Source organism: Actinophytocola algeriensis, assembly GCF_014203735.1.
GTDB lineage: Bacteria > Actinomycetota > Actinomycetes > Mycobacteriales > Pseudonocardiaceae > Actinophytocola > Actinophytocola algeriensis.
This window is the reverse complement of the sequence record NZ_JACHJQ010000003.1, coordinates 235,930-259,006: the sequence shown is the minus strand read 5'-3', so window position 1 is coordinate 259,006 and position 23,077 is coordinate 235,930. Positions and strand designations below refer to the sequence as shown.

25 protein-coding genes are annotated in these 23,077 nt (G+C 70.0%); 20 read left to right on the top strand and 5 right to left on the bottom strand.

The window, feature by feature from the left end:
• Positions 1-109 precede the first annotated feature (109 nt).
• The 10 genes from FHR82_RS13500 (at position 110) to FHR82_RS13455 (ending at position 8,169) form a co-directional block, all read left to right on the top strand.
• Positions 110-508, top strand: coding sequence for a hypothetical protein (locus tag FHR82_RS13500; protein ID WP_184810734.1), 399 nt, complete (start codon positions 110-112; stop codon positions 506-508).
• A 31-nt stretch (positions 509-539) separates the two neighbouring features.
• Positions 540-1,133 (top strand): DUF3558 domain-containing protein, encoded by a 594-nt coding sequence (locus tag FHR82_RS13495; RefSeq protein ID WP_225944928.1) that lies wholly within the window; start codon positions 540-542, stop codon positions 1,131-1,133.
• Between the two features lie 136 nt (positions 1,134-1,269).
• The gene (locus tag FHR82_RS13490; RefSeq protein ID WP_184810732.1) at positions 1,270-2,349 is read left to right on the top strand and encodes a hypothetical protein; all 1,080 of its coding nucleotides are present in this window, start codon (positions 1,270-1,272) and stop codon (positions 2,347-2,349) included.
• Complete coding sequence (locus FHR82_RS13485; RefSeq protein WP_184810731.1) at positions 2,350-3,117, top strand: ESX secretion-associated protein EspG; 768 nt, start codon at positions 2,350-2,352, stop codon at positions 3,115-3,117.
• A gap of 68 nt (positions 3,118-3,185) precedes the next feature.
• Complete coding sequence (locus tag FHR82_RS13480) at positions 3,186-3,503, top strand: hypothetical protein (RefSeq protein WP_184810730.1); 318 nt, start codon at positions 3,186-3,188, stop codon at positions 3,501-3,503.
• 11 nt (positions 3,504-3,514) lie between these two features.
• Positions 3,515-4,648: a WXG100 family type VII secretion target gene (locus FHR82_RS13475; RefSeq protein WP_184810729.1), complete on the top strand. Its 1,134-nt coding sequence runs from the start codon at positions 3,515-3,517 to the stop codon at positions 4,646-4,648.
• Between the two features lie 53 nt (positions 4,649-4,701).
• Positions 4,702-5,148: a MarR family winged helix-turn-helix transcriptional regulator gene (locus FHR82_RS13470; RefSeq protein WP_184810728.1), complete on the top strand. Its 447-nt coding sequence runs from the start codon at positions 4,702-4,704 to the stop codon at positions 5,146-5,148.
• A gap of 125 nt (positions 5,149-5,273) precedes the next feature.
• Positions 5,274-6,698 (top strand): DHA2 family efflux MFS transporter permease subunit, encoded by a 1,425-nt coding sequence (locus tag FHR82_RS13465; RefSeq protein WP_184810727.1) that lies wholly within the window; start codon positions 5,274-5,276, stop codon positions 6,696-6,698.
• A gap of 32 nt (positions 6,699-6,730) precedes the next feature.
• On the top strand, positions 6,731-7,885 hold the full coding sequence (locus FHR82_RS13460; RefSeq protein ID WP_184810726.1) for a pyridoxal phosphate-dependent aminotransferase: 1,155 nt from the start codon (positions 6,731-6,733) through the stop codon (positions 7,883-7,885).
• 113 nt (positions 7,886-7,998) lie between these two features.
• Positions 7,999-8,169: a hypothetical protein gene (locus tag FHR82_RS13455; protein ID WP_184810725.1), complete on the top strand. Its 171-nt coding sequence runs from the start codon at positions 7,999-8,001 to the stop codon at positions 8,167-8,169.
• Here the strand turns inward: FHR82_RS13455 and FHR82_RS13450 are convergent.
• Positions 8,166-9,185 (bottom strand): threonine aldolase family protein, encoded by a 1,020-nt coding sequence (locus tag FHR82_RS13450; RefSeq protein WP_184810724.1) that lies wholly within the window; start codon positions 9,183-9,185, stop codon positions 8,166-8,168. The genes FHR82_RS13455 and FHR82_RS13450 overlap by 4 nt on opposite strands.
• Positions 9,186-9,335: 150 nt before the next feature.
• Here FHR82_RS13450 and FHR82_RS13445 point away from each other — a divergent pair, with 150 nt between their 5' ends.
• From FHR82_RS13445 to FHR82_RS13410, 8 genes are all read left to right on the top strand, one after another.
• Complete coding sequence (locus tag FHR82_RS13445; RefSeq protein WP_184810723.1) at positions 9,336-9,854, top strand: SigE family RNA polymerase sigma factor; 519 nt, start codon at positions 9,336-9,338, stop codon at positions 9,852-9,854.
• Between the two features lie 21 nt (positions 9,855-9,875).
• A complete protein-coding gene (locus FHR82_RS13440; protein ID WP_184810722.1) occupies positions 9,876-10,622 on the top strand; it encodes a hypothetical protein in 747 nt (248 codons plus the stop codon).
• A gap of 33 nt (positions 10,623-10,655) precedes the next feature.
• Entirely contained in the window at positions 10,656-11,243 is a 588-nt protein-coding gene (locus FHR82_RS13435; RefSeq protein ID WP_184810721.1) for a TetR/AcrR family transcriptional regulator, read from the top strand.
• A gap of 38 nt (positions 11,244-11,281) precedes the next feature.
• On the top strand, positions 11,282-11,806 hold the full coding sequence (locus FHR82_RS13430) for an RNA polymerase sigma factor (RefSeq protein WP_184810720.1): 525 nt from the start codon (positions 11,282-11,284) through the stop codon (positions 11,804-11,806).
• 73 nt (positions 11,807-11,879) lie between these two features.
• Positions 11,880-12,686, top strand: a complete 807-nt coding sequence (locus tag FHR82_RS13425; RefSeq protein WP_184810719.1) for a hypothetical protein — start codon at positions 11,880-11,882, stop codon at positions 12,684-12,686.
• Positions 12,687-13,301 carry a hypothetical protein gene (locus FHR82_RS13420; protein WP_184810718.1) on the top strand — a complete coding sequence of 205 codons (615 nt, stop codon included), beginning with the start codon at positions 12,687-12,689 and terminating at the stop codon, positions 13,299-13,301.
• Between the two features lie 11 nt (positions 13,302-13,312).
• Positions 13,313-14,746, top strand: coding sequence for an adenylosuccinate lyase (gene purB, locus FHR82_RS13415; RefSeq protein WP_311771055.1), 1,434 nt, complete (start codon positions 13,313-13,315; stop codon positions 14,744-14,746).
• A gap of 76 nt (positions 14,747-14,822) precedes the next feature.
• Positions 14,823-15,632 carry an MOSC domain-containing protein gene (locus tag FHR82_RS13410; RefSeq protein ID WP_184810716.1) on the top strand — a complete coding sequence of 270 codons (810 nt, stop codon included), beginning with the start codon at positions 14,823-14,825 and terminating at the stop codon, positions 15,630-15,632.
• A 294-nt stretch (positions 15,633-15,926) separates the two neighbouring features.
• Here FHR82_RS13410 and FHR82_RS13405 read toward each other — a convergent pair whose 3' ends face one another.
• Complete coding sequence (locus tag FHR82_RS13405) at positions 15,927-16,646, bottom strand: DUF2334 domain-containing protein (RefSeq protein ID WP_184810715.1); 720 nt, start codon at positions 16,644-16,646, stop codon at positions 15,927-15,929.
• A gap of 111 nt (positions 16,647-16,757) precedes the next feature.
• On the opposite strand from FHR82_RS13405, the gene FHR82_RS13400 reads away from it, so the two are divergent.
• A complete protein-coding gene (locus FHR82_RS13400) occupies positions 16,758-17,567 on the top strand; it encodes an SAM hydrolase/SAM-dependent halogenase family protein (RefSeq protein ID WP_184810714.1) in 810 nt (269 codons plus the stop codon).
• A gap of 280 nt (positions 17,568-17,847) precedes the next feature.
• On the opposite strand, the gene FHR82_RS13395 is transcribed toward FHR82_RS13400, so the two are convergent.
• Positions 17,848-18,486, bottom strand: coding sequence for an MBL fold metallo-hydrolase (locus tag FHR82_RS13395; RefSeq protein WP_184810713.1), 639 nt, complete (start codon positions 18,484-18,486; stop codon positions 17,848-17,850).
• A gap of 73 nt (positions 18,487-18,559) precedes the next feature.
• Here FHR82_RS13395 and FHR82_RS13390 point away from each other — a divergent pair, with 73 nt between their 5' ends.
• Complete coding sequence (locus FHR82_RS13390) at positions 18,560-20,047, top strand: aldehyde dehydrogenase family protein (protein ID WP_184810712.1); 1,488 nt, start codon at positions 18,560-18,562, stop codon at positions 20,045-20,047.
• A gap of 448 nt (positions 20,048-20,495) precedes the next feature.
• Here FHR82_RS13390 and FHR82_RS13385 read toward each other — a convergent pair whose 3' ends face one another.
• Both FHR82_RS13385 and FHR82_RS13380 read right to left on the bottom strand, forming a co-directional pair.
• Positions 20,496-22,049, bottom strand: a complete 1,554-nt coding sequence (locus FHR82_RS13385; protein WP_184810711.1) for a GMC family oxidoreductase — start codon at positions 22,047-22,049, stop codon at positions 20,496-20,498.
• A 21-nt stretch (positions 22,050-22,070) separates the two neighbouring features.
• On the bottom strand, positions 22,071-23,075 hold the full coding sequence (locus FHR82_RS13380; protein WP_184810710.1) for a Rossmann-fold NAD(P)-binding domain-containing protein: 1,005 nt from the start codon (positions 23,073-23,075) through the stop codon (positions 22,071-22,073).
• Between the last annotated feature and the right edge of the window lie 2 nt (positions 23,076-23,077).

Genomic DNA, 23,077 nt, shown 5'->3' with positions numbered 1-23,077 from the left:
AGCGGAACCGGACCTGCCACTTCTTCGTCAAAGTTCAGGTGGGTGCCGCGCGCCATTGGTAGCCTGCAGAAAGAGACCGGATCGTCACGATCAGTGGGGAGCGAACGGGATGTATCTCGCCGGAGACGTGGGCCGAGGCATCAACGCCGCCTTCAAGCAGGTCGAGCAAGCAACCCAAAGCATCAGTTCGGGCACCTTCACGGTCTCGAAGGACAACATTCTGGCGGCAGGTCGGATTATAGAATCGCAGGCCACGACGCTGTTCGAGCTTTGGAAGACTCGCTCGCGCGACCTTCGGGTGTTGCCGCCGGGTGACGACGCGGTCAGCGAGCGCATGGCGCTGGCGTGGAACGACCGCCTGTTCGAGGACGATGACTCGTACCGCAACCGGATCCGCGACTACATCCTTGGCCTGCGAAAGCTCGCGGTCCAGCTCGGCGATGCCGCGAAGGCGTATGGCTACACCGAGGACGAGATCTCTGCGGCGTTCGGAAAAACGGGTGCGTAGGTCTGCGGTTCTGCTGGCGGCCGTGCTTGCCATGGCCGGCTTTCTCCCGGCTTGCACCACGTCAGAAGCCGGAACGCCATCGCCGAGCGCCGACTCCGGTTCGACGGCGACCAATGAGCCGCCGTCGTCGACTGGTTCGAGTCCGACGTCGGTGGACGTTCCACCTCGCCCGCGAGACCTGTCTCTGGACGGGCTTGACCCCTGCACATTGTTCACCGATGCGCAGCGTGCGCAGCTTCGGGCCGATGACGTGCGTTCTGATGACGGTGGGTCGTCCGGCACCATTTACAAGGACATGAAGCAGTGCACCCTTGACGTCACTGCCGCAGAACCCTTCAACAGTTACGACGTCGTCGCGGTCACGGATGTCGACTTCAGTTTCTGGCTCGAAGAGGATTCGAACGCCGATGCTGAACTGATCTCGATCGCCGGGTTTCCGGCCGCCCAGTTCCACATCAAGGGCGGTGGCACGCACGACTGCGCCATCGCGGTGGGTGTGGCGGAGAACCAGCACCTTCATATCGAGATGTTGCCGCTGAGTGACGATGTCACCGGCGACGAGATCTGCCAGGGAAGTAGGCAAGCTGCCGAGATGGCACTGCAGACGCTGCAGACGCTGAGGTGAGGAAGTAGCTATGGCCGGGGACTACGGACTGAGCGATTTGCGCTTCGCCGGGTACGACAACGAGGCGCTTGCACGAGAGGTTGATGGTCTGCGTAATGGGCGAGGCCCAGGCACGCTCGAGGACGCGGTCGACGCCTTGGTCGCGCTGGCTGGTGGGCTCGCTGACACCGACAAGACCTTGCGGAACCAGCTCAAGGAGATCGGCGTCACGTGGCAGGGCGAGGCGGCGGATGGCGGCACCGCGGCCACCGAGTCCGCCTCGATCTACGCCGAGGATGCGCAAGGGCCCGTGACCGAGTCGGCCGCTGGCGTCGGGATGCAGGGGGCGGTCTTCGGGATCACGAAGAACTCCGCTCCGGAATCGGGTGCACTCCGCGGGCCGACAGAGGAGAACGGCATCGACAAGGTGGCGGGGTTCTTCGGGCACACGACCGATCACGCGCAGCAGGTCAGGGAGACGAACGCGGCCCGTGACGCGGCGGTGGACTCCATGACCGGCTACCAGAACAACAGCTCCGACGCGCTCGGCCAGGCGCAGACGTTGCCGGTGCCGCCGGGGATGAACCTCGTCGCGCAGCCGGTGGACACCAGTACTCACATCTCGTCCGTCGGGGTTTACAACTCGGGTTCCGGGTACAGCCCCGCTGGTGTCGGTACCGGGCCCGGCGGTTCCTCGACGACCTTCTCGCCTGGGCCCGCCGGCGGGAACGTGCCTCAGCTGCCCACGACCGGGCCGAACCCGCCGCTCAACGCGCCGCCCATCACCGGTACCGGGCCGACGCCGAACAACCCCTTCCTGCCCAGTGCGGCGAACCCCCTCAACCCGGCCCTCCGCGCGAACCCGATGCTCATGGCCGAAGCCGCCACCCTCATGGGCGCGGGCGGCGCGGGTGGTGCTGGTGCGGGTGCCGACGGTGAACGTCTCGCCCGCAGTGGTGGCCGGGGTGGCGCCGGCGGCGCCCTCAAGAACGGTGTACCTCTCGGTGCGGCACCCGAGGAAGAAGCCAGGGCCGCGCGCAACGCCGAGAAGTTCGGCGCGCGCACAGGCCGGCCGGGTGGGTCGATCATGCAGCCCGCCGCGGCGGGGGCAGGGCGCAGGGAAGAGGGCGAGGAGGACCAGGAGCACGTCCGGCGCTACGGGGTCGAGTCGAGCGATGTGTTCGACGACGAACGGGTCGTGGCGCCGGAGTCGATCGGCGACGATGACGACCGGTAGATGATCAGCGGCACCATCGTCCTCTCCAAGCTCGAGTTCGACGTTCTGTGGGAGCACGAGAAGCTCCCACAGAAGCACGAGGCGCTCACCGTGCCGAGCCCCGGACGCACACACACCGAGCGGCGGCAGCTTGTCGCGCAGGCGTTCGCGGATCTCGAGGAGCGCGGGCTCGCCGACCGCGACCGAGCCACGCCCGAGCTGCTGGACCGGCTGAACCTGCTCGCCTACCCGCAGCTCGCGATAGACAGCTGGGTCTGGACCGACCACCGCATCTCCTCGCTCGCGGTGGTTTCCGGTAGTTCGGCGCTGCTGTGTGCCGTCGACGGGCCCGAGGTCTGGCTCATCCCCGCCCGCGAGACCGCCATCGCCGAGGCCGCGGTGTCGGTCGCGGGGGACGTGGTCGCGGGGCCGGGGCTGTCGGTGAGCGTGCCGTCCGATGTGCTCGGCGCGGCCGACGCCGAGGCGCGTGGGGACGTGCGTGAGTTCGCCGCCGCGTTGAGCCGGTCCGGAGTGTCCGGGCCGGACGCCAAGACGATGGCGGACATGGTGCGGGACATGAACGTGCGCGGTCAGTTCTGCGTCTCACGCATGCACCGGGACCAGCGAATGGTCCGCGCTGACCGGGTTGTCGCTTTCCACGACACACCTCGCGGGCGTTATGTCCACCTCGCGAAGCCGAATGTGGACGGTCGCATGTGGAGCACCGTCACCCCTGCCGACAACCGGCGTCTCGCGAGCTGTGTGCAAGAGCTGATGGCCGAGGTCTGACCGTCCTGGGGTGAGGGAACCGCGCCGCGGCACGTGCCGTCAGAACGGGGCGCGCTAAAGGGGGCGACATGACGAAGTACGACATCGACGCCATCAACGGCTGCATGCAGAAGGCGCTCGACTACAAGCCGAAGTTCGGCGAGATCTCCGATACGTTCCCCGAGCTGTGCACGGCGTCGACGGTCTACGGCAAGCTGCCGAGCTCCGCAGGGCTGGCGAGCGCGGTGGACGCGCTGAACGACCTCATGCACGACGAGCTCAACGCCGCGGAGGACCGGCTCAACGGAGTCGCCGGCGCGCTCGACGCGGTCGCGCAGACGGTCCAGAACAACGAGGACGAGGGCGTGCGCACCTACGGTGCCCAGCCGCGGTACGTGCAGGTCTAGGAGGGGACACGGTGGGTTCGGCTGACACTCTGGCCGGCTACGCGGGAGGCGAGGCGGTCGCGACCGCCGCCGCGAAGGTGAAGGACGCGGACACCGAGGCGATCACCTCGGCCGCGACCCGGCTCGCCACGGCCGCGGGCAACCTGTCCTCGTACAGCGGCGAGGTCGCGGGCGGCGTAACCAAGCTCGACGAGGCGTGGGAGGGCCGCTCCGCCGACGAGTTCGTGGCGTACATGACCAGGTTCAGGACCGCGGGCACCGACATCGGCACGGCGATGACCGACGCCTCGACCGCGCTCACCAGCGTCGCCACCGCGCTCACCGGCGCGAAGAGCTACCTCTCGTCGCGCTGCGACCAGGCCCTCACCGACATCACGACGTGGACGACGAACCACCCGGACGCCACCCCGGAGGAGTTCGACGCGATGACCACGCGGGTGTGCTCGGACGCCGCGGCGGACATCGACACGCACCTCGAGGGGACCGAGCAGACGCTCGGCTCGGCGCTGGGCACGATCAACGGCAGCACGTCGCCCGCGTCGACGTTCTCGGCGCTGTCACAGCCGAACACGCAGCCGTTCACGCCGCAGAGCGGTCAGCCGATCGAGTGGAACGTGACGCCGCCGCAGACCACGAGCCCATCGTCGGCGGACGCGGCGGACTCCGTGGGCAACGGCAGCCAGCAGCCGTCGCAGAGCAACTCGTCGTCGACCGGGTCCGGCGGTTCCGGGGGCGGAGGCGGTGGTCTCGGCTCGTCCGGTGGTCCGCCCGCCGGTGGCCCGCCGCCCGGCAACGTGCAGGAGTGGATCAACCAGGCGATCGAGATCCTCCGGCAGAACGGCATCAACGTCGGACCAGAGGACGCGCAGCGGATCTGGCAGATCATCCAGCACGAGTCCGGCGGCAACCCGCACGCGATCAACAACTGGGACTCCAACGCCGCCAAGGGGACGCCGTCGAAGGGCCTGATGCAGTGCATCGACCCGACGTTCGACTCGTACAAGCTGTCGGGGCACAACGACATCTGGAACCCGGTCGACAACATCTGCGCCGGCGTGAACTACGCGATCTCGCGGTACGGGTCGCTGGCCAACGTGCCGGGCATCAAGGCGACCGCGGGCGGCGGGTCCTACGTCGGGTACTGATTGGTTGGTCACTGGATTATCTGCTGCCGGATCTACCGGCGTAACCTGGGGTTATGGATCTCGCGTTCCTGCTCGCCCATGCGAGTCACGTGTTGTCGACCGAGCTGACCGCGGAGTTGGCGGGGCTGGGGATCACCCCGCGAGGCAGCTGTGTGCTGTCGGCCGCGCTGACCGGCGAGAAGACGCAGATCCAGCTGGCCGACACGTGCGGTCTCGACAAGACGACCATGGTCGTGACGGTCGACGAGCTGGAGAAGGCCGGGTTGGTGGAGCGGCAGACTTCGCCTGTCGACCGGCGCGCCCGGATCATCGTGGTGACTCCGCAGGGGCGTGAGGTCCACGCGAAGGCCGCCGATGTGGTGGCCCGGGTGTACGAGGACGTGCTGTCCTCGCTGCCGGCGGACGAGCGGGACGGGCTTGTCCGGGGGTTGAGCCGGTTGGTCGAGAACCGGTTGTCGACGCCGGTGGCTTGTCAGCGAGCACCCCGTCGACGGATGTGAGCCCGGGCACGTTCCCTGCTGCCACTACATCATCGATTTAGTCCCGATGTAGGCAATCCCACACGAGATCGTCCGCTAGTAGACGATCTGTTACGGTCCCTCTTGTGGAGAATCAAGAGGGGGCCATGTCCCAGATCGTTGGTCAGCGGCGGGATTCGCGGTGGTACGCGCTCGTCGTGCTGTGCGTGGGGATGCTGATGATCATCCTCGACGGAACCATCGTCAACGTCGCTCTTCCCGTCATCCAGGCCGATCTCGGCTTCACCCAGTCCGGGCTCGCGTGGGTGGTCAACGCCTACCTCATCCCCTTCGGCGGCCTGCTGCTGCTCGCAGGCAGGGTCGGGGATCTGATCGGGCGCAAACAGATGTTCCTCGGTGGCGTCGCCGTCTTCACCGTCGCGTCGCTGCTGTGCGGGCTCGCCACGTCCCAGGGACTGCTCATCGCCGCGCGGTTCGTGCAGGGGGTCGGGGGTGCGATGGCCGCCGCCGTCATCCTCGGGATGATCGTCACCATGTTTCCCGAGAAGCGGGAGCAGGCGCGGGCCATCGCCGTCTTCAGCTTCGTCGCCGCGGCCGGGGGGTCGATAGGGCTGCTGGCTGGCGGGGTGCTCACCGAGGCCATCAGCTGGCACTGGATCTTCTTCGTGAACGTGCCGATCGGGCTGGTCGCCTTCGCGCTGGCCATCAGGACCGTGCCCGGTGAGCGCGGTATCGGGCTGCGCAGCGGGGCGGACGTCGTCGGCGCGGTGCTCGTCACCGCCGGGCTCATGATCGGCGTCTACACGATCGTCAAGGCCGCCGACCACGGCTGGGTCTCCGGCCACACGCTGGGCTTCGGTGCGCTCTCCATCGCGCTGCTCGCCGGGTTCGTCGTGCGGCAGGCGACTGTCGCCAACCCACTCCTGCCGCTGCGGATCCTGCGGGACCGCAACGTCGCGGGCGCCAACCTGATCCAGGTGCTGATGGTCGCCGGGATGTTCGGCCTGTTCTTCCTCGGCGCCCTCTACCTGGAACGGGTCCTCGGCTACGACCCGCTCCAGATCGGGCTCGCGTTCCTGCCCGTCGCCGTCGGGATCGGTGGTCTGTCGCTGGGGGCGTCGGCGCGGGTCAACGCGCGGTTCGGGGAGCGGCCGGTGCTGATCACGGCACTCGTGCTGGTCGCGGCCGGGTTGCTGCTCTTCACGCGGGCGCCTGCCGACGCCGACTACCTGCTCGACGTCTTCCCGTCCGTCGCGCTGATGGGGATCGGCGCCGGGCTCGCGTTCCCCGCGATGATGACGCTCGCCATGTCCGACGCCACCAAGGACGACTCCGGCGTCGCGTCCGGGCTGGTCAACACGACCCAGCAGGTCGGTGGGGCGCTGGGACTGTCGGTGCTCGCCACCCTGGCCACGTCGTACACGAACGAGTCGGGTGACGCCCTTGGCGGTTACCGGCTCGCGTTCGCCGTCGCCGGCGGGCTCGTCGCGGTCGCGGCGCTGCTCGCGGTGGTCGTGCTCCGGCAGCCGAAGGCCGTCCGCGAGGAGCTGGTGCCCGTGCCGGTGGGTTGATCGCGTGCGGCGATCGGCGGCAGGCTGGGGTCATGTCAACCCGTCTGCTGCAGGTCGCCCAGCGCGCGAACATCCCACCCTTCCACGTGATGGACGTGCTGTCCGCGGCCAACGCCCGGCAGCGCGCGCAGGGGGACGTGGTGTCGCTGGCCGCCGGGCAACCGTCGGCCGCGGCACCACGCGCCGTTCTCGACAAGGCCGCGCAGGCCCTGCAGGGCCCCCTCGGCTACACGGAACAGCTGGGCATCCCCGAGCTGCGGGAGGCCATCGCCCGCCACTACGACCAGCGGTACGCGCTCGACGTCTCCGGCGGGGACGTCGTCGCCACCACCGGCTCCTCCGGCGGTTTCCTCCTCGCGTTCCTCGCCGCGTTCGACGCGGGTGACCGGGTCGCGCTCGTCCGGCCCGGCTACCCGGCCTACCGCAACATCCTCACCGCGCTCGGCTGCGAGGTGGTCGAGCTGCCGTGCGGCGCCGACACCCGCTTCCAGCCCACGGTCGAGATGCTCGAACGGGCCGGCCCGCTCGACGGGCTGGTCATCGCGTCGCCTGCCAACCCCACCGGCACCGTGCTGCCCGTCGGTGAGCTGGCCGCCATCGCGGGCTGGTGCGCCGACCACGGCGTCCAGCTGGTCAGCGACGAGATCTACCACGGCATCTCGTACGGCGAGGAGGCCACGGCGTCCGCATGGCAGTTCTCCCGCGAGGCGATCGTGGTCAACTCGTTCTCCAAGTACTTCGCGATGACCGGCTGGCGCCTCGGCTGGCTGCTGGTCCCGCAGCGCCTCATGCGCGCGGTCGACTGCCTGACCGGCAACTTCACCATCTGCCCGCCCGCGATCGCGCAGCACGCCGCGACCGCCGCGTTCCGGTACGACGAGCTGGACGGACACGTCGCCGCCTACCTCGGGAACCGGAACCGCCTGGTCACGGGCTTGGCGGACCTCGGCATCGACAGGGTCGCCCCGGTCGACGGCGCGTTCTACGTCTACGCCGACGTGTCCCACCTGACCACCGACACCATGGCGTGGTGCCAGCGCCTCCTGGCCGAGACGGGCCTGGCGATCGTGCCCGGCATCGACTTCGACCCCGAGCTGGGTCACCACTTCGTCCGGCTCTCCTTCGCGGGCCCGGCCGAGGACATCGAGACCGGCCTGGCGCGCCTGGGCGGCTGGCTCGCACCCTGAGCCGCGAACCAGTGGATATCCCCGATGTACCAGCACAGTCACGGTGGTTGACTGGTGGAACCGCCGATGAGCGCCAGTCGTTCACCCGGTGAGACCCCGGAGAGGAACCTCAAATGCTGCTGAAGATCATCGGCGCGATCATCGTCATCTGGGTGGCGTTCGCGGTGATTGGCCTCGTGTTCAAGGTGCTGGGCTTCCTGCTCGTCGCCGCCGCCGTCGTCACCATCGGTGCCATCGGGTACAGCGCGATCAAGGGCGGCTCCGAGAAGAAGCAGATCCGCTAGGCGTGCAGCTTCGCGACCCGGGACAGCACCTCGTTGATGTCCTTGGTCGTGAGGTCGCGGTGCGGGATGAACCGCACGCGCCCGCCGACCGGCACCCCGAGCACGCCGACCCGCTTGAGCCCGGTCAGCGTCGCCTCGGTGTCGGGCGTCGACGCGAGCACGATGTTCGACTCCGGCTCGTTGACCTCCCAGCCGAGGTCCCTGAGCCCCTTCGCGAGCTTCCTGGCGTTGGCGTGGTCCTTGGCGAGGTCCTGGACGCGGTCCAGCGCGACCAGGCCGGCCGCGGCCACGATGCCGCCCTGCCGGACCCCGCCGCCCAGCATCTTCCTGACGCGGCGGGCCTCCTCGACGAACGTCGACGTGCCGCCGACCAGCCCGCCCATGGGCGCGCCGAGCGCCTTGCTCAGGCAGACCTGCACGGTGTCGACCCCGACCGTCAGCGCGGCGGGCGGCACCTCGAGGGCCACCGACGCGTGCCACAGCCGGGCCCCGTCCAGGTGCACCCGCAGGCCCACGTCCCGGGCGGTGGCGACCAGCTTCGCGTGCTCGTCCGGTGGCGTGACTGTGCCCCCGGCCGCGTTGTGCGTGTTCTCCAGGCACAACAGCGTGGTCCGCAGCGTGTAGTACGGGCCGCTCCGCGCGGACTGCCGCACCGACTCGACCGGCATGCGGCCGGGCCAGTCGCCCCAGTCCACCGCCTCCGGCATGCCGCCGGCGAGCCACGCGGGCGCACCCAGTTCGTCGTCCAGCACGTGCGCGCCGCGGGGCGCGATGAACCGGTCACCTCTGCGCAGGTGGACCATCAGTGCGACGAGGTTCCCCATGGTCGCGCTCGGCACCCAGAGGGTCGCGTCGACGCCGAGCATGTCGGCGGCGCGCTCCTCCAGTGCCTGCATCGTGGGGTCTCTGTCGAGCACGTCGTCGCCGACCTCGGCGCGCGACATGGCGAGCCGCATCGGCTCGTCCGGTTGGGTGACAGTGTCCGAACGAAGGTCGATCTCTCGCACTTTGGTCACGATCTGATCACACCACACCGCCGCGCGGGCATCCTCATTGGTGTCCCGGACGTCTTGAGGGGTGGCGTACGTCACGACGAAGTGGTCGTGCAACCTTATGGGCCGGACGTTCCGTCCCCCGTATGCAGACGACGAGCAGAGAGAGTCCGCGTGGATCAGCGCGACGAGCAGGACTTCGCGGAGTACTTCGCGGCTCGGCGAGACGCCGTGCGCAGGTCCGCGTACCTGTTGTGCGGTGACTGGCACCGTGCGGACGATCTCGCGCAGACCGCGTTCGTCGCGCTGCACCGGCGGTGGCGCAAGATCCGGGACCGTGGGGCCCTGGACGCCTACGTACGCAGGACGCTGGTGCGTGCGGTGATCGACGAGTCCCGGCGCCCGTGGCGGCGGGAGCGGTTCGTCGAGGAGCTGCCGGAGACGCCGCAACAGGGCGGCGAGATCGGCGACTCCGTGGCGACGAGGTCCGCGCTGCTCGACGGTCTGCGGGCGGTCCCGCCCCGGCAACGGGCGGTGCTCGTCCTGAGGTTCCTCGAGGGACTTGACGTAGCCGGCACGGCCGAGGCGCTCAAGTGCTCCGAGGGCACCGTGAAGAGCCAGACAGCCAGGGGGCTGAACGCGTTGCGTGAGGCCCTGGGAGACACGATCGATGACCTGCGGTCGGCGTCATGAGAGTGCGGAGGAGGTGGCGGAATGGATGAGAACAAGCTTGCTGACCTGCTGAAAGACGCGGTGGCGGAGACTCCGCCGCCGACCTTCACCGCCTCCGACGTCAGCCGGGAATCGGACCGCCAGCGCGTCCGTCACCGGAATGGCGTACTCGCAGGTTCCGCCTTTGGTGTGGCCCTCCTCGCGGGCGCGACGGCGCTCGGCGTGGCATTGTGGACAGGGCCGGGGGTGGCCACTGACGCGATGGATGCGGAAAGTGCCGCGTCAGGCGGTAACGGAAACGCTGCTCCATACGAGTTACCAAACGAGGACAACAACGCGGCCGCGCCGACAGAGCGTGGCGGCGCTGAGGACTTCCCGTCGGAGACGCCCAAGCAGGGGGGCTATCCGGACGGGAGTGGCGGGCCTGCGGGGCCCGCCGGCACCCCTCGTGGGTGCGAACAGGTGGACCGGGAGCTCGCTGCTGCCCTCGCGGGCGAGCTCCCGGCCGCCGCTAACGTCGACTTCGCCGACGCGATCCCGGTTTCCGTGACCTGTCCCCAGGACGCCATCGGCGCCGCCTACGACCTTCCCGGTGGCCGCGTCAGCGTCATCGTCATTCCGGACGATGTGATGCTGACCACACAGACCTCGGGTGGAACGCGGGCCGAGGCGCCCACGGACGACGGTCGCCGGGTGTTCGTGGTGAGTGAGCCGGTCAGCCCGGGCGGCACTGCCCCATTCGGGTCCGACATCCAGCGGATCGCCACCGAGCTGGGGCAGCTGTACTGAGCGTCGCCCGCCCGGTCGTACGATGCCCCGCAAATGACAGCCGCCAGTACTCCCAAGGGTGAGCGGCGTCGCCAGGCACTGGTCGAGGCCGCGGCGGCGCTGCTGGTCGAGGGCGGCTTCGAAGGGCTGCGGCACCGGGCGGTCGCCGAACGCGCCGGCCTCCCGCTGGCGTCCACGACCTACTACTTCGACTCGCTCGACGAGCTGATCGCCGCCGCCGTCGAACACCACGGCCGCACCGAGCTGGAGCGCGGCCGCGCACAGCTCGCCGTGCTGTCCGCCGAACACCGCGACCTCGACTCCGTCATCGACCTCGTGCTCGACCAGCTCCTCGGCAGGCCCGCGGGCGACCGCGACGCGGAGTCCGTGCTGTTGCGGTACGAACGCCTGGTGGCGACCGGTCGCCGCCCCTACCTGCGGCCGCTCATGCGTACCCTCGGGACGGAGCTGCGCGGTCTCCTCGCCGAGGTCCTCGCCCGTTCCGGCAGCCCCGTCGACGAACGCCGGCTCGAGCAGCTGATCGCGCTGGTCGACGGCGCCGTCGTCAACGCGCTGATCGAGATCGATCCGGACCCCCGCGCGGTCGCGCACCGCATGCTCCGGGAGTCCTTGCAACCTTGACGGTCCCCGCGTCGTGAGTAACCGGCGAAGGGGGTCCGATGCGACAAGCCGACGAGGAGAGCTTTCGCAGGTTCGCCGTGGCACACGCGGGGAAGCTGCGCAGGTCGGCGTACCTGCTGTGCGGTGACTGGCATTTCGCGGAAGACCTGATGCAGAACACTCTCATCAAGATCTACCGGTCCTGGTCACGGGTGCAGAAGGACGAGAGCCTCGCCAACTACGGCCGCACTGTTCTGCTGCGCACCTGGCTCGACGAGAAACGCAGACCGTGGCGCCGTTCCGAGCAGACCGCGGCCGCGGTGCCGGATCGGAGTGACGACGCGCGCGGCCCCGGCGACAGCCCGGAACGGCTGTGGGCGCAGGACCTCGTACACCAGGGCTTGCTGCGGTTGCCGCCACGGCAACGCGCCGTGCTGGTCCTGCGCTACTTCGAACAACTGTCCGTCGCCGAGGCGGCCGCGGTCATGCGCTGCACGGAGGGGACGGTCAAATCGCAGACGGCTCGCGGGCTCGACGCGCTGCGGGCCTCCGTGTCTCACCTGGTGGGGAGGGTGGCCTCATGAGCGGAGCTTGCGAAGCGAACCATCGGACACAGGGCGACCGCGAGCGGCTCCCCGGAGCCTGCGAGGGGGCGTCATGAGCGAAGAGGACGTCCGCAGCGGGTTACGGGACGCGGTGGCCGACGAGCCACCGCTGCACTTCGACCCCGACGAACTGGTCGCGACCGCACGCAGCCAGGTCCGGCGGCGCGCTCTCGTCGCGGCCGGGCTGGCCACGGTCGCCATCGCGGTGGCCGCGGTCGCGGTACCCGCGATGGTCGGCCGCGACGGCTCGGGCACCACACCTGTCGCCGACCGGCCGGCATCGAGCACGCCGTCCCCGTCGCCGTCCACATCGGCTGTGCCGTCCCCGCGCCCCGACCAGTGGCCGCCGCCGGGGGTGGAACCTGTCACCCGCACCGTGGACGAGCTGCGGCAACGCGGCAAGGAAATGGGCGAGCACTTACGCGGCTCGCTGCCCGCGACCCTGCCCTCCGCGACGGATTTCGTGCACGGCGAGTTCGGCGGCGAGGCCGAAGGCGAGTACTACCCGGAACAGACCAGCATCAACGCGGCGATCAGCTTCACGATCGACGGCAGGCGGTACTCGATCGTGGTCACCAGCTGGCTGCCGGGCTCGACCGGCTCACCGGCCGAGACCTGCGTCGCGAACTGCCACCGGCTCCCCGACCAGGCCGCCGGCGCGCTCTACGACCAGACGGAGGACTACGACCAGGGCGTCATCGAGACCGTCTTCCACTTCCGCGACACCGGCGCGATGGTGTCGGTCGCCGCCTACAACTACGACATGACCAGCGGTGCCATGCCGACCTACCACCAGTCGCTGCCGGTGTCGCTCGACCAGCTGGTGGCGATCGCGACCGACCCAGAGCTGGAGCTGTAGGTGCTCGAGCATCAGCTCGCGGAGCGGTTCCGCGCGGCCGTCGACGACGAGCCGCCGTTCGCGCTGGACCCCGACGAGCTGGTGGACCGGCTGCTGCGCAGACGCCGCCGCAGGCTCGGCATCGCCACCGCGCTCGGTGTCGTGGTGGTCGCGACGGTGGCGGTCGGCGGTGGCGCGATCGGTGGCGCGGGCGGTAGTGCGGTCGGTGGCGTGTCGGTGGGTGGCGCGTCGGCCGGTCAGCGGACGGCGACCCCGCCGCCCGCTCCCACCACCGCCTCCGCGCCCGTCGACGTCACCATCGCCGCCACGGTGCCTGCCGGCGCTTCCGACGTCGTGGCTGAGCAGCGGAAACAGGAGTCCGCGCGCTCGGTGTCGGACTTCCTCGTCGACGCGGTGCCGACCGACCGGGGCACGCTGGAGATCAGGCGGGACGGGGACGTGCTGTTCCACGCGGACCTGGCCGGGCTCGACGCGTACGTGTTCCGGCCGACCGAGCCGGTGCTGCTGAAACCGGGCCAGCGGGTGCTGGTCGCGGTGAAGTGCGCCCGGACCCTGTCACGCGCGGGCGGATGCCATGTGGACGTCACGTTCCCGGTGCTCGTGGTAGCCCGTTAAGCTGGCCAAACGTGACGTCCAAGCCGCGTATCCCCAACGTCCTCGCCGGTCGCTACGCCTCCGTGGCGCTTGCCGAGCTGTGGTCCCCCGAGCACAAGATCGTGCTGGAGCGCAGGCTGTGGCTCGCCGTGCTCAACGCCCAGGCCGACCTCGGCATCGACGTCCCCGACGGGGTGCTCGCCGACTACGAACGGGTCATCGACCAGGTCGACCTGGAGTCGATCGCGGCCCGTGAACGGGTGACGCTGCACGACGTCAAGGCCCGCATCGAGGAGTTCAACGCGCTCGCCGGGCACGAGCACGTGCACAAGGGCATGACGTCCCGCGACCTGACGGAGAACGTGGAACAGCTGCAGATCCGCCGGTCGCTGGAGCACGTCCGGGACCGCACGGTCGCCGTGCTCGCGCGGCTGGCGACGCTCGCGACCGGGCACGGCGAGCTGGTGATGGCTGGCCGTTCGCACAACGTGGCCGCGCAGGCCACGACCCTGGGCAAGCGGTTCGCGTCCGCCGCGGACGAGCTGCTGGTGGCGTTCGAACGGCTCGACAGCCTGGTCGAGCGGTACCCGCTGCGCGGCGTCCAGGGGCCGGTCGGGACCGCGCAGGACATGCTGGACCTCCTCGGCGGCGACGCGTCGAAGCTGGACACGCTGCAGCGCAAGATCGCCGAGTACCTCGGCTTCTCCCGGGTCTTCGACAGCGTCGGCCAGGTGTACCCGCGGTCGCTGGACTACGACGTGGTGTCCGCGCTGGTGCAGGTGGCGGCCGCGCCGTCGAGCCTGGCCAAGACCATCCGGCTGATGGTCGGCCACGAGCTGTCGACCGAGGGCTTCCGCCCGGGTCAGGTGGGTTCGTCCGCGATGCCGCACAAGATGAACACCCGCTCGAGCGAGCGCGTGAACGGCTTCGCGGTGATCCTCCGCGGCTACGCGTCGATGGTCGGCGAACTGGCCGGTGACCAGTGGAACGAGGGCGACGTGTCCTGTTCCGTGGTGCGCCGCGTCGCGCTGCCGGACGCGTTCTTCGCGCTGGACGGCCTCATCGAGACGTTCCTGACCGTGCTGGACTCGTTCGGCGCGTACCCGGCGGTGGTCGCGCGCGAACTGGACCGCTACCTGCCGTTCCTCGCGACGACGAAGGTCCTGATGGCGTCGGTGCAGGCCGGCGTGGGCCGCGAGACGGCACACGAGGCGATCAAGGAGCACGCGGTCGCGGTGGCGCTCGCGATGCGCGAGCAGGGCATCGAGCGCAACGACCTGCTGGACCGCCTGGCGGCGGACGACCGCATCCCGCTGGACCGGCAGGCACTGGACGCGCTGCTGGCCGACCGCCTGCCGTTCACCGGCGTGGCGGGCGCACAGGTCGCCGCGGTGGCGAAGCGGGTGTCGGACGTGGTGTCCCGCTTCCCAGAGGCCGCGAAGTACGTTCCCGGCGCGATCCTGTGAGCATTGTGGTCTTCCACAGTGGAACGTACGGGAAACCGCACTGACGAACGCCTTTTCCGCAACTACTCTCGCTCCCGTGGCAACCGTCTCAGATCTTCTGCTCTACCCGGTCAAAGGCTGCGCCGGCGGCCCGCTCACGCGGGCGCGGGTACTGCCGACCGGGGTGGCGCACGACCGCACGTTCATGTTCGTCCGCGCGTCGGACGGCGTGTTCCGCAGCCAGCGCAGCACCCCGAAGCTGTCCGTGATCAGGCCCGACCTGGCCACGGACGGCGAGAAGCTGACGCTGTCCGCCGACGACGTGCAGTCACTGGCCGTCGACGTCACGACGGACGGCAGGCGCTTACCGGTGAGCGTGCACGGCGTCTGGGACGGCGAAGGCGTCGACCAGGGCGACGAGGCGGCGGAGTGGGCGAGCACCCTCGTAGGTGAGCCACTGCGCCTGGTCCGCGTGCCCCCGGACCACCACCGGGCAGTGGACGAGTGGCACGGCCACATCACCTTCACCGACTCGACGCCCCTGCACCTCACCTCGCTGTCGTCCCTGGACGACCTGAACGCGCGGATCCTCGAGAAGGGCGCCGAGCCGGTCCCCATGGCCCGCTTCCGTCCGAACATCGTGATCTCAGGCTGGGACCGGCCCTACGCGGAGGACGACATCCGCGAGTTCAGCATCGGCACCACCCGCCTCCGCTGGGTGAAACCGGACGTCCGCTGCCAGGTCACCATGGTCGACCAGCCAACCGGCGAACGCGCGGGCCCAGAACCACTACGCACCCTGGCCGACTACCGCCGCGAACCGGAGGGCGGCGTGAGTTTCGGCATCAAGGTCGCGGTGATCACCCCGGGAGAAATCGAAGCAGGGGACGAGATCATGGTGCACTGAATGGGTTTGGAAGGTCCCGCTCCGGGCTCGCGGGTCTCCTGCTCCGCTCGGGTGCCCGATTCCTGGGGGCATGGGACTTCGGCCTGCTCCGGCCATTCCGGCTGCCGATTCCGGAGGTGCCTTCGGGGCTCGGGGTTCCGGCGTTGCACCGGGCTGTGGCTTTCGGAAGTTCGGCGTTCGGAGGCTCCGGGCGCCCGGCTCTCGAGGCGCGGGTTGGCCGTTCGCGGGCTTCGGGTTCCCGGCCAGCACCACGCGGGCACGAAGCGTCCGGGAATCTTGGTGCCGCCGGTGTTGCTAGGCGGCTCGGGCCGGTTGGTGGGTGAGCAGGGCCTGGTAGGTGAGTGGGGTCGCGTCGTGGTGGAGGGCGATGTCGATCGCGTCCAGCAGAGCCTGGCGCGGGCCTGAGCGGGCCAGGTCCGTCGTGTCGACCGCCAGGCGGATCAGCTGGCCTTTGCGGGCGGCTCGGGAGGTGCCCATCACCAGGGCGAAGCACCACCACGGTTCGGTCCGTTCGCCGAAGCCGAAGCCCTGCACGCGTCCTCTGTGGACATAGTCGGTGCGCAGGTCGCGGGTGCCCATCAGGTCTGCGCACAGGGTGAAACCCTTGTGCCGCAACGCCAGCAGCGTGCCAGGGGACGCCACCCAGCGCGGCGGCACGAAGGCGTCGGTCGTCAGGTTCAGGCGTTCCATCGTGGCGGCCGCGGCTGTCAGGCGCAGTGTGGCCTCGTGCGCAGGCAGCGACGCGAACTCGGCTCGGCGGCGGATGGTGCGGGTCCTGGCGTCGGCAGGGTGGTCGTAGCCGTGTTGGAGCAGTGCGTTGCCTGCGGCTCGTTGCCCGCGCACCCATTCCAGCACCGCTTTCGGCTGGTCCGCGCCCGCGATCTTCGGCGCGAACAGCATCGAGAGCGGCACGCCCCGGGACGCCAGCTCGTCGCTCAGGTCGGCACTGCGTTCCAGGGTCCATGCGTTGATCCCGGACAGCGAAACCATCAGTTGAGCGGTCACGTACCCCATGAGGCCATGAGTCGATGACTTCGGGCTGACACCGAGGTGACATGTCGCCGAACTGGGCACCGGCTTCACCCGGAATTCATGCCCCGCACGAGTGCGTGCCATTGTTTGTCGATGAGCTACGACTGGATCTCGTTCACGACCGACTACGGCATCGATGACGGATTCGTCGGGGTCTGCGAGGGGGTGGTCGCGCGGATCGCGCCCCGGCCGCGGGTCATCCACATCAGCCACACCGTGCCGCCGCAGGACGTGCGGCGTGGCGCCGCGATCCTCGCCCAGGCCGTGTCGTACCTGCCGCCTGCCGTGCACTTCGCGGTGGTCGACCCCGGGGTGGGGACCGACCGGCGCGGTGTCGTCGTGGTCGCGGCGGAAGGTGCGCTCGTCGGGCCGGACAACGGACTGCTCGTGCCTGCCGCCGAACTGCTCGGCGGGGTGCGGGCCGCGTATGAACTGGTCAACCCGGCCTACCGGCTGTCGACGGTGTCGGCGACCTTCCACGGCCGGGACGTGTTCGCGCCGGCTGCCGCGCACCTCGCCGCCGGGGTGGCGCCCGAGAGCTTCGGACCCGCCGTCGACACGGCCGACCTGGTGCGGCTGCCGGAACCGGAAACGACCGTGGAGCCAGGGAAGCTGACCACCGAGATCCGGTACGTCGACACCTTCGGCAACATCCAGCTCGCCGCCACCGGCGCCGACCTGGACGCGAGCGGCGCCACGGCGGGCACCACCGCACACGCGCACCTCAACGGCCGGTCCGTGAAGGCGACCGTGGGCCGCACGTTCGCGGACGCCATTCACGAGGGGCTGATCGTGTACGTCGACTCGGGCGGCCGCGTCGCGCTGGCGGTGAACGGCGGCTCCGCGGCCAACGACTTCGGCGGCCAGCCAGGCGACCCGGTGCTGCTGCTGTTCGCGAGGTAACGAACACGTCAGAAGCCGGCGCGGGCAAACAAGCTCGCGCGCGCGTTACCCAACCCCCACCCTGTCCCGGGGGCGTCCCGCCGTGCCAGTCTACCAGTGGGGGCCGACGTTACGCGGTCTTCGACGGTGAGCTGTGGATAACTCGCCGCCCTGTGGATAACTCGTCGTTGGGCACGGGGGCCTGTCGGTGCCCCCGCGTACGCTGGTCAACGGGGCCGGAGGCCATCCGCAACGAACAGGCGTTCGATCCACAGGCTTGTCCACACCTGTGGACAACTTCTCAGAACGACGTCAGCTCGGCCGTCAGCGGCCGGAAGTCCGCATCCGGGACCAGCCGGGTGATCCAGTTCTGTTGGCCGCGGAAGCCCAGTTCCGACAGCAGCGCCTCGTGAATGGGCACCGCCACCCGCGGCCCCACCGCGCGCAGGAAGTCGATCATCTCGCCCGTCTTCAGCCACGGGGCCGACATGGGCAGCCCCAGGACGTCGACGCGCTGCTCAGGCACGAACAGCGCGTCGCCGGGGTGGTAGAAGGCGCCGTGGTCGACGAGGTAGCCCGCGTTCGTCGGCATCGGCAGGTCCTCGTGGATGGTCGCGTGGCGGCCGCCGACCACCGACACCGCGCTGCCGCCGAGCGTGAGGGTGTCGCCCGGCCGGGCGACCGACGTCGGCCTGAGGCCGAGTTTCTCCAGCTCCGCCACCGAGTCCTCGTCGGACACCAGCGCCGCGCCGGGATTGGCCGCCACCAGTGCGGGCAGGCGGTCACCGTCCAGGTGGTCCGGGTGCTGGTGCGTGATCAGGATGGCGTCGAGGTCGGTGACCGTTTCGAAGCCGTTCGAGTACGTCCCTGGGTCGAAGAGCAGCCGTGCCGAGCCGGTCGAGAGCAGCACGCACGAGTGCCCGTAGTGAGCGATCTGCACACCACAGAGGCTAGTCGCGGTGGACGCTACCGGCGGGTAGCCTTGGCGGCGTACGCGACCAGGGAGGCTCGTCATGACCGCCGTGCAAGCGAAGCAGGACACCTTCGACTCGCTGAGTCCCACGACGGACGAGGTCGTCGGCACGTACCCGGTCCACACCGCGGACGACGTCACCGCCGCGGTCGCCCGGGCGCGGGACGCCGCGCGGTGGTGGGCTGACCTCGGCTTCGCCGGACGGGCCGAGCGGCTGCAGCGCTGGAAGGGCGTCATCACCCGCCGCGCCGCGCAGCTCGCGGAGGTCGTGCACGCCGAGACCGGCAAGCCGCACGCCGACGCCATGCTGGAGATCGTCCTCGCGATCGACCACACCGCGTGGGCCGCGAAGAACGCACCCAAGGTGCTGGGCCGCAAGCGCAGGTCCGCCGGTCTGCTGATGTCCAACCACGCGGCGTCGGTCGAGTTCCAGCCGCTCGGGGTCGTCGGCGTGATCGGCCCGTGGAACTACCCGGTGTTCACCCCGATGGGGTCCATCGCCTACGCGCTCGCCGCCGGCAACGCGGTCGTGTTCAAGCCGAGCGAGTACACGCCGGGCGTCGGCAAGTGGCTCGCCGACTCGTTCGCCGAGGTCGTGCCGGAGCGGCCGGTGTTCCAGCTGATCACGGGCTACGGCGAGACGGGCGCGGCGCTGTGCCGGTCCGGTGTGGACAAACTCGCGTTCACCGGTTCGCCAGGCACCGGCAAGAAGATCATGGCCGCGTGCGCCGAGACGCTGACCCCGGTGCTCATCGAGGCGGGCGGCAAGGACGCGCTGCTGGTCGACGCGGACGCGGACCTCGACGCGGCGGCCGACGCCGCGGTGTGGGGCGGCATGTCCAACGCGGGCCAGACGTGCGTCGGTGTCGAGCGGGTCTACGTGCACGAACGCGTCTACGACGATTTCGTCGCGAAGGTCGTGAAGATCGCCAAGGACGTGCGCGCGGGCGACGACCCGGAGGCGAAGATCGGCCCGATCACCATGCCGGGCCAGCTGAAGATCATCCAGCGGCACATCCACGACGCACTCGCCCGCGGCGGCCGCGCGCTGGTCGGTGGCAAGGACGCGGTCGGCGACAAGTACGTGCAGCCCACGGTGCTGGTCGACGTGCCGGAGGACTCGGAGGCGGTGCGCGAGGAGACGTTCGGCCCCACGCTGACGATCGCGAAGGTCACCGACATGGACGAGGCGATCACGAAGGCCAACGACACCAGGTACGGCCTGGCGTCGACGGTGTTCTCGAAGCGCCGCGGCGTCGAGCTGGCGCAGCGCCTGCGTGCCGGCATGACGTCGGTGAACAGCGTGATCAGCTTCGCGGGCATCCCGTCACTGCCGTTCGGCGGCGTCGGCGAGTCGGGCTTCGGCCGCATCCACGGTCCGGAGGGCCTGAAGGAGTTCACCCGCCCGAAGGCGATCGCGCGTCAGCGGTTCAAGGCGCCGCTGGTGCTGACAACGTTCAGCCGCACGGCGAAGACGGACGCGACGGTGGCCAAACTGATCACGCTGCTGCACGGCAAGCGCCGCTGAGGGCGGCCGTCGGCCCCCCGATCACCAGCGTAGGCGGAAGGACCGACATTTCCGTCCCCGGCGGACGAGGTTGTCCACAGCGACGACGGTTGTCCACAGGCCGCTCGCCGGTGGGACGGAACTGTCGGTGCCGTGCCGTAGCGTGGTTCGAGGGGCCGGAGGCCAAGCCAGGACGCGTCTCCGGCGCCAACTTCCGATGCCTGCCACGACCTGTAGGCCTTGCTGAACGAGCCGTCGGCGCGGGGGCTGCACCCGCGCACATCCCGTGCGGAAGGTGGCGAGGGCCACCTCGGGAGAAAGGTGGCGTGAGGGGCCACGACAATCTGCCGCGGTTATCCACAGGCCGCGGCCGTCGGCCCCCGACATCCAGCCTAGAGGGCGGCACCGACAACCGAGCCGAGTTGTCCACAGGTGTGGACAACCCTGGGGATGAATCGAACAGGCGTTCTCAGTTGGTGGATCGGACGAGGTCAGCCGCCTTCTCCGCGACCATGATCGTCGGCGCGTTCGTGTTGCCGCGCGGGACTGTTGGCATCACCGACGCGTCGACCACCCGCAGCCCATCGATCCCGTGCACCTTCAGCTCCGCGTCCACGACCGAACCCATCGCGCACGTGCCGACCGGGTGGTACAGCGTCTGGGTGATCTCCCTCAGGTGCTCCCGCAGCTCATCCTCCGTCGGCTCCGAGGTCGCCGGTCGGTACGGGCCTGCCAGGTACCTCGCCAACGGGCCGACCGAAGCGATCTCCCCCAGCGTCCGCATCGCCGCGAGCATGGCGTCGAGGTCCGCGGGGTCCTCGTAGTACGCCGGGTCGATCAACGGGCGCCAGCGTGGGTTCGACGAACGCAGCCGCACCCGGCCCCTCGACGCCACGTCCACCAGCGTCGCGCCCGCGGTGAAACCCGGGACCGTCGGCTCGCGCATGCCGTTGTCGTAGAACAGCGTCGGTGCCACGTGTACCTGCATGTCGGGACCGGCCAGACCGTCGCGCGTGTGGAAGAACGCGCCCGCCTCGCCAACGTTCGACGCCAGTGGGCCGCGGCCCGTCGCCTGCCAGCGGAGCAGGCGGCCCGGGGTGGTCAGGTTCACCAGATCGGTCGTGCCCTTGGTGCGCCACAGCATCGGGGCGGCCGGGTGGTCGTGCAGGTTGTCGCCCACGCCCGGGAGGTGGTTGACCACCTCGATGCCCATGTCGTTCAGGTGGGATGCCGGGCCCACGCCGGAGAGCATGAGCAGCTGCGGGGAGTTGACGGCGCCGCCGCACAGGAGGATCTCCGTCGACGCGCCTACCTCGAACTCCTCGCCGTGCCTCGAGTAGGACACCGCCGTCGCTCGGTTGCCCTCGAACACGATGCGGTTGACCAGTGCGTTCGTGCGCACGGTCAGGTTGGTCCTGGTCATCGCCGGGCGCAGGTACGCGTCGGCCGTGGACCAGCGTCGGCCGTTGCGGCACGTCACCTGGTACAGGCCCGCGCCTTCCTGCGTCTCGCCGTTGAAGTCGTCCGTCGGCTTCATGCCCCACGTGACCGCCGCCTCGACCCACGCGTGCGACAGCTCGTGGGTGTACCTGCGGTCCTCGACGTGCAGTGGACCGTCGGTCCCGTGGTACGGCCCGGTCAGCCGCGTGTTGTGCTCGGCCTTCGTGAAGTACGGCAGCACGTCGTCGTACTTCCAGCCGTCCGGCCACGCGTCGTAGTCCGCGCGGTTGCCGCGGATGTAGATCATCGCGTTCATCGACGAGCAGCCGCCCAGCATCTTCGCGCGGGGCCAGTACGCCGCGCGGTCGCCGAGGTTCTTCTGCTCGACCGTCTCGTAGTTCCAGTCGAACCTGGTCTTGAAGAGCGTCGAGAACGCGGCCGGGATGTGCACCTCGTCGGCGTCGTCCTCGCCGCCCGCCTCGAGGAGCAGCACCCTGGCCGCCTCGTCCTCGCTGAGCCGGTTCGCGAGCACACACCCCGCGCTACCAGCACCGATCACGACGTAGTCGAAGGTCTCGGCCATCCCCCGACCCTGCCACCTTCACTACAGCTTCGCGAGTAGTTCTTTCTCCTCCGCCGGGGAAAGGCCCGCTTTTCGCTCCCGGTCGAGGCCCAGGTCCTTCTCCCTGGCCAGCGCGTCCAGCACCGCGTCCGCGAACGGCGCGAACCGCAGACCTGCGGCGATCGACGGCGCCGGGTCGTGCGACTTCAGGCCCTCGTAGCCCGGTGGCAGCCACAGCGGCAGCGACTTCGGGCCGCTCCACGGGTTCACGCCCTCCGAGGTCAGCCACTCCGGCGCCGCCCGGACGATGTCGCCGTCGAAGCCGGTCACCGACGCGATCTCCTCGATCATCTCGAGCGTCGGCCGCCGCGGGCCGACCGCGTCGTAGGTGCCGGACGTGCCCTGCTCCGCCGCGTCCACGATCCACCGCGCGAAGTCCTTCACGTCGATGGTCTGGATCGGGGACGTCGTGTCCGGCACCAGCACCGTGCCGCCCCGCGCGAACCGGCCCGGCCAGTAACCGAACCGGTCGCTCCGGTCCCACGAACCGGTGATCAGGCCGGGCCGGACCACGAACGCACGGTCACCCATCGCGGCCAGCACGGCGTTCTCGCTCGCGACCTTGATACCGCCGTACAGGAGCACGCCGTCCTCGCCGCGGGCCATCATCTCGTCGCGCGTCGCGTGTTCCTCCAACGCCGGGACCAGCGGCCCGGTCGCCGGCGTCTGGCCCGGCGTCTCGTTGTCCGCGTACACGTTGATCGTCGACACGAACGTCCAGTGGCCCGCGTCGCCGAACGCCTCGAGCGCCCGCCGCACCCACGGGTACGACAGCGGCGACACGTCCACCACCGCGTCGAACGTCTCGCCCGCGAGCGGCGCGAGGCCGTCCTCGGCGTCCCGGTCGACCTTCACCAGGGTCGCCCCGTCCGGGACCGCGCCGGACTCGCCCCGCGCCGCGCACACCACGTCGTGCCCCCGCCGCGACCCCTCGGCCGCGACCGCGTACCCGACGAAGATCGTTCCTCCCAGCACCAGAATCCTCATGC